Here is a 5690-nt window from a genome sequence, read left to right as displayed (position 1 = left end):
TCATCGCCGCGCATCTGGCCATTCCGGCCCGGACGGTGGATAATCTCGTTCTGCGCGGCTTGGCCGTAGTCGCCGCAGCCAGCACCCGCCCAACCCCATCTCATGACACCCGAGAGACTGCCCCATGAGCGAACCGACCCGGATCCTCCTCGAAGAACACGAGATCCCGACGCACTGGTACAACATCGCCGCCGATCTCTCCACCCCTCCGGCACCCCCGCTCGGGCCGGACGGCAAGCCGATCGATCCCTCCGCGATGGCTGCGATCTTTCCCGAGCCGATCCTCGAACAGGAGATGAGCCGCGAGCGCTGGATCGCCATCCCCGAGGCGGTGCGTGAAACCTATGCCATCTGGCGTCCCTCGCCGCTCATGCGCGCCGTGCGCCTGGAGCGGCGCCTGGGCACGCCGGCAAAGATCTTCTTCAAGTACGAAGGGGTTTCGCCGGCCGGCTCGCACAAGCCCAATTCCGCCGTACCTCAAGCCTATTACAACCGCCAGGTGGGCATCAAACGGCTCACCACCGAGACCGGCGCCGGCCAGTGGGGCTCCTCGATCGCCTTCGCCGGCCAGATGCTCGGGCTGGAGGTGCGCGTCTACATGGTGCGCGTGAGCTACCAGCAAAAGCCGCAGCGCCGTGTGCTGATGGAAACCTGGGGCGCGGAGGTGCACGCCAGCCCTTCGCCGCTCACCGAGACCGGGCGGCGCATCCTCGCCACCGAGCCGGATCATCCGGGCTCTTTGGGTATCGCCATTTCCGAAGCCGTCGAAGAAGCCGCCTCCCGCCCCGACACCAACTACACCCTCGGCTCGGTGCTCAACCACGTCCTGCTGCATCAGAGCCTCATCGGGCTGGAAGCGAAGAAGCAGTTCGAGAAGATCGGCCTTTATCCCGACATGATCTTCGGCCCCTGCGGCGGCGGCTCGAGCTTCGGCGGCATCGCCTTCCCCTTCCTCGCCGACAAGTTCGCCGGCGAGCGACGCGCAGCGGGACTGCGCTGCGTAGCGGTGGAGCCCGAATCCTGCCCCTCCCTCACCAAGGGCACCTACGCCTACGATTACGGCGATGCCTCCGGTTTCACCCCCCTGATGCGGATGTACACCCTGGGGCACGACTTCGTGCCACCGGGCATCCACGCCGGGGGGCTGCGCTACCACGGCGCCTCCCCGCTGGTGTCGCAGCTGGTGCACGAAGGCCAGGTCGAAGCGCTCGCCGTGCCGCAGCGGGCCACGTTCGAGGCCGGCATCCAGTTCGCCCGCGCCGAGGGGATCATCCCCGCGCCGGAATCCTGTCACGCCATCCGTGCGGTGATCGACGAGGCGCTGCGTTGCAAGGAAACAGGCGAACCCAAGGTGCTGCTCTTCAACCTCACCGGGCACGGGCACTTCGACATGAGCGCCTATGAGCGCTACCTGCGCGGCGAGCTCGAAGACTACACCCTGCCCGACGAGCTCTTGGCCGAGGCGCTGCGCGCGCTGCCAAGTGTGGGCTGACGCAGAGGCAAGCGGCGATGCGCCTCCTGATCGCGCTGCTCCTGCTCGTCAATGCCCTGCTGCTGGCGATGACCGTGGGGCTGCTGCCGCGGCCTTCTCCCGAAGCGGCACGCGCCGACGTCGAGCAGCCCTTGCGCCCCGACCGCCTGCGAATCCTTGCCGCCGTACCCGGCCACGATGCGACCAACCTTCCCCCTCAGGCCGACCACTCCCCCCACTCGGCCGAGGACAAGGCGGACGGCGATGCTCCTGCCGCACCTCCCGCAGCATCACCCGAATCCTCAACACCTGCGGTGGTGCCTGCTCCCGCAGCGGCAGCCGCCGAACCAGCCCCGCCCAAGCCGACGGCTGCAGCCGCTCCCCCCCTCGCCTGCCTGCGGCTCGCCGAGCTCGACCCCAAGCTCCTGCCGGCGCTCAAGGAACTGCCGCAAGGGCTGCCCGGCGTCCAGATTCAAGAACGAAAAAGCGAAAAACCCGTCAGCTGGCGCGTGGTGCTTCCGCCCCAAGGCAGTGCAGCGGCGGCGAACCGCCGGTTGGATAGCCTGCATCAGGCCGGGGTGGACGACGCCTTCGTGATCCGCGACCCAGGCCCCCTGCAGTGGGGCATTTCGCTCGGCCTCTTCCGCTCGCCAGAAGGCGCCGAGAAAAAAATGGCCGAGCTGCGTACGAAGAACGTCAAGGATGCGCAGATCGTCGCGCGCACCGTTCCTGTCATCGAACTCAGCTACCAATGCCCCCCCTCCGTCGCCGGCGACCTGCGTCGGCGTATCCAGGCCCGTTTCCCCCAGCTTTCCGTCGACGCATGCCATCCGTGAACCGCCCTCCCTTCATCGTCGGGCTGACCGGCGGCATCGGCAGTGGCAAGAGCGCCGCCGCCGAGCACTTCGCGCGGCTCGGCGCCGCCGTGGTCGACACCGACGCGATCGCCCATGAGCTCACCGCCGCAGGCGGCGCGGCGATCCCCTCCCTCGTCGCCGCCTTCGGCCCCGACATCCTCACCCCCGACGGGGCGCTCGATCGCGCCAAGATGCGCGCGCTCGCCTTCACCGACCCGGCGGTGAAGCACCGGCTCGAAGCCATCCTGCACCCCATGATCCGTCAGGAAGCCGACGCCCGCTGCCTCGCCGCGGCCGATGCCCCTTACGTCGTGCTCGTGGTGCCGCTTCTCATCGAAGCCGGCGAAGACTACCGCCGCCGCTGCCAGCGCATCGCCGTCGTCGACTGTCCCGAAGAAATCCAGATCGCCCGGGTGCGTGCGCGCAACGGCCTGGACGAGGACCTGATCCGCCGCATCATGGCCCAGCAGGCAAGCCGCGCCGAGCGTCTCGCCGCCGCCGACCACATCCTCGACAACGGCGGCGATCTCGCCCGGCTTTATGCCCAGGTCGAGGCGCTCGATCGGCTCTACCGCGAACTCGCCCGGAGCACGCCGCCATGATCCTCTTCGAATTTCCCCTCACCGAGCGCATCCGCACCCTGCTGAGACTCGAAGACGTCTGGCGGCGCTGGACCCATTTCCTCGAGGGCAAGCACCGCGACGATCACCACGCCGCGCTCATCACCCTCTTCGAGCTCGCCGACATCGCCGGGCGCACCGACCTCAAGCTCGACTTGATGCAGGAGCTCGATCGCCAGCGTTCGGCCCTGCTCTCGCTGCCTGCCGAAGAGGTCGATACGGAGTGCGTCGCAGCTCTGGTGGAGCGTGTCGAGCGCACCCGCAGCGCCCTGCTGAACATGGTCGGACGGGTGGACCATCATCTGCGCGGCAACGAATGGCTGATGGCGCTGCGCGCGCGGGCCCACATCCCAGGAGGTCTGTGCGCGTTCGATGCCCCCGCCTATCACTTCTGGCTGGAACAGCCGCCCGAGCGGCGCACCCAAGAGCTCGAATCCTGGATCGCCCCCCTGCAGCCGATTCGCAACGGCATCGAGCTCGTGCTCAGCCTCCTGCGCGGCAACGCCGAGCGCCATGAGGCCGTCGCCACCCGTGGCGCCTACCAGCGCGAGCTCAAGGGCGCCTGCTGCCTGCTCGCCCGCGTCCAGGTCGACCCCGCGCTGCAGGTCATTCCCTCGATGTCGGCCAACAAATACCTCATCAATCTAAGATTTGGCCCTCCGCGCAGCGATCTTCGCCCCTCCACCCAACCGCTGGAACTCGACGTCCCCTTCGTGCTCGAACTGTGCCGACTGTGAGAGAAGCCCGCGATGAACGACGCTCCACCCAAGCCGCCGCGCCTCGTCTCCTGCCCTACCTGCGGCAAACCGGTTCCCTGGACGCCGGAATCGCGCTGGCGCCCATTCTGCTCCGAGCGCTGCAAGCTCATCGATCTCGGTGCCTGGGCCGACGAACGCTATCGCCTTTCCTCGGACGAGAAGACGCCGCCCGAATCCGGCAACGAATCACAATAGACGGCTAGTCCCACCAGGCGCGGATCGCCGCCACGCCGTGCGCCCCGGCGCGGCGCGCATCCTCTAGGTCCTCCGGGCCCAGTCCGCCGATGGCGTAGACCGGGATCGCCGCGTCGCGCGCGATCTCCCTGAATCCCTGCCAGCCGAGCGCCGACGCGCCCGGATGCGAGCGCGTCGACCGCACCGGCCCCAGCACGGCGTAATCGAGCCCCAGCGCCTCGGCGCGGCGCAAGGCATCCACCCCGTGCGCCGAGGCTCCCACCCAGGGCAGCTCGGGCCGCCCGGAAAGCGCTGCCAGACGCCGCTGCGGCAGGTGCAGCCCCGTGCCCAGCGCCTGGGCAGCCTCGACCTCGCCATTGAGCACCAGGAGGTCTTCCGGCCCCAGATGGGGGCGCAACCGACGAACCAGCGCTTCGGCGAGCGCCGCCGGCTCGCGCACCTGCACGAGCACCGGTCCCAGCGCACGTGCGCGAACGAGCGCCGCTTCCTGCCGTTCGAGCGCCACCGCGAGCGACTCTCCCGCTTCGAGCAGAGCCGTCACGCCGCTCACCAGCATCCGCGGCGGCAGAGCGAGGAACTTCCACACCGGGCCGTTGGCGGGCAGCATCGAGGCGACCGTCTGCTGCGGCGGCTTCACCCAGGCGAGCGCCGCGTGCACCCGCGCCCGCGGCTCACCCGTCCAGTGCTGGACGCGAAAGAAGTGCAGACACACCTGCGCGTGGGGATAGACGTGCTCGCGCACCACCCACGGCAGCAGGTCTTCGGGCGCCACGCCAATCTCCAGCTCTTCGGCCAGTTCGCGCACCAGCGCCTGCGCCGGCGTCTCGCCCGGCTCGACCTTGCCGCCGGGAAATTCCCAGTAGCCGGGATAGAACGTCCCCTCGGCGCGCTGCCCCAGCAGGACCGAGCCGTCGCTGCGGCGCAACACCGCCGCGGCCACATCCACGCGCTTCATGCTCACGCGTCCTGCCGCGGCAGGCCGTGCCGCCCTGCCCAGTCGCGCGCGAACTGCCAGGCCACCCGGCCGGAGCGCGAGCCGCGCTCGATCGCCCATTGCAGCGCCTCGGGGCGCGCCGCCTCGATCTCGACCTCGCCGGCACCGAACGAACGCAGCCAATGCGCGACGATGGTGAGATATTCCTCCTGCGAAAAGGGGTAGAACGACACCCACAGTCCGAAACGCTCGGAGAGCGAGATCTTCTCTTCCACCGCTTCGGCCGGATGCACCTCCTCGCCGACGTGGCGTGCGCCCTCGTTCTCATGGAAGAATTCCGGCATGAGATGGCGCCGGTTGGAGGTCGCGTAGAGGAGCACGTTGTCCGGCTGGGCCCACACCGAACCGTCGAGCACGCTCTTGAGCATCTTGTAGGCCGGCTCCCCTTCCTCGAACGAGAGATCATCGACGAAGACGATGAAACGCTCGGGCCGAGTCTCGAGGCAGGCAAGTACGTCGGGCAGATCGACCAGATCGGCCTTCTCCATTTCCACCAGCCGCAGCCCCCGATCGGCGTACTCGGTGAGCAGCGCCTTGACCAGGGAAGACTTCCCCGTGCCGCGCGCGCCCGTGAGCAGCACGTTGTTCGCCGGACGCCCGGCCAGGAACTGCTCGGTGTTGCGCACCACGCGCGCCTTCTGCGGCTCGATGTCCTTGAGATCGTCGAGCCGCAGGCGATGCGGCCGGCGCACGGGTTGCAGCACGCCGCGACCGCCCACGCGCCGGTACCAGTAGGCCAAGCCTTCCTCATCCGGCCAGCGCACCCCCGCCCCCTGCTTCGCCCCCAGCGCCCCC

The 5690-nt window shown here is 69.0% G+C and carries 7 protein-coding genes; 5 read left to right on the top strand and 2 right to left on the bottom strand.

Annotated features, from left to right (window positions below):
- The first annotated feature begins 124 nt into the window (after positions 1 to 124).
- The 5 genes from OA56_RS09565 to OA56_RS09545 are packed head-to-tail and all read left to right on the top strand — an operon-like array spanning position 125 to position 3901.
- The gene (locus OA56_RS09565) at positions 125 to 1492 is read left to right on the top strand and encodes a TrpB-like pyridoxal phosphate-dependent enzyme (RefSeq protein WP_461584953.1); all 1368 of its coding nucleotides are present in this window, start codon (positions 125 to 127) and stop codon (positions 1490 to 1492) included.
- A gap of 17 nt (positions 1493 to 1509) precedes the next feature.
- A complete protein-coding gene (locus tag OA56_RS09560) occupies positions 1510 to 2307 on the top strand; it encodes an SPOR domain-containing protein (protein ID WP_461584949.1) in 798 nt (265 codons plus the stop codon).
- On the top strand, positions 2295 to 2930 hold the full coding sequence (coaE, locus tag OA56_RS09555) for a dephospho-CoA kinase (protein WP_461584947.1): 636 nt from the start codon (positions 2295 to 2297) through the stop codon (positions 2928 to 2930). Before OA56_RS09560 ends, coaE begins: the two co-directional genes overlap by 13 nt.
- Positions 2927 to 3685, top strand: coding sequence for a cell division protein ZapD (gene zapD / locus OA56_RS09550; protein ID WP_461584945.1), 759 nt, complete (start codon positions 2927 to 2929; stop codon positions 3683 to 3685). The genes coaE and zapD overlap by 4 nt, the downstream gene beginning before the upstream one ends.
- 12 nt (positions 3686 to 3697) lie before the next feature.
- Positions 3698 to 3901: a DNA gyrase inhibitor YacG gene (locus OA56_RS09545; RefSeq protein WP_055422517.1), complete on the top strand. Its 204-nt coding sequence runs from the start codon at positions 3698 to 3700 to the stop codon at positions 3899 to 3901.
- A gap of 4 nt (positions 3902 to 3905) precedes the next feature.
- Here the strand turns inward: OA56_RS09545 and OA56_RS09540 are convergent, their stop codons facing one another.
- Together OA56_RS09540 and OA56_RS09535 are read right to left on the bottom strand one after the other, a co-directional pair.
- Positions 3906 to 4856, bottom strand: a complete 951-nt coding sequence (locus tag OA56_RS09540) for a Nudix family hydrolase (RefSeq protein WP_461584943.1) — start codon at positions 4854 to 4856, stop codon at positions 3906 to 3908.
- A gap of 2 nt (positions 4857 to 4858) precedes the next feature.
- Positions 4859 to 5683: an ATP-binding protein gene (locus OA56_RS09535; protein ID WP_461584956.1), complete on the bottom strand. Its 825-nt coding sequence runs from the start codon at positions 5681 to 5683 to the stop codon at positions 4859 to 4861.
- Positions 5684 to 5690 lie beyond the last annotated feature (7 nt).

The sequence above is a fragment of the Tepidiphilus sp. HLB4 genome, from assembly GCF_054823945.1.
The sequence above is the reverse complement of the archived record's forward strand: the minus strand, read 5'-3'. Positions and strand labels throughout refer to the sequence as shown.

What these genes read in the sequence shown, in the direction of transcription:
- OA56_RS09565 (WP_461584953.1), top strand. Translation starts at nt 125, where the DNA reads ATGAGCGAACCGACCCGGATCCTCCTCGAAGAACACGAGATCCCGACG.
- OA56_RS09560 (WP_461584949.1), top strand. Translation starts at nt 1,510, where the DNA reads ATGCGCCTCCTGATCGCGCTGCTCCTGCTCGTCAATGCCCTGCTGCTG.
- coaE (WP_461584947.1), top strand. Translation starts at nt 2,295, where the DNA reads ATGCCATCCGTGAACCGCCCTCCCTTCATCGTCGGGCTGACCGGCGGC.
- zapD (WP_461584945.1), top strand. Translation starts at nt 2,927, where the DNA reads ATGATCCTCTTCGAATTTCCCCTCACCGAGCGCATCCGCACCCTGCTG.
- OA56_RS09545 (WP_055422517.1), top strand. Translation starts at nt 3,698, where the DNA reads ATGAACGACGCTCCACCCAAGCCGCCGCGCCTCGTCTCCTGCCCTACC.
- OA56_RS09540 (WP_461584943.1), bottom strand. Translation starts at nt 4,856, where the DNA reads ATGAAGCGCGTGGATGTGGCCGCGGCGGTGTTGCGCCGCAGCGACGGC.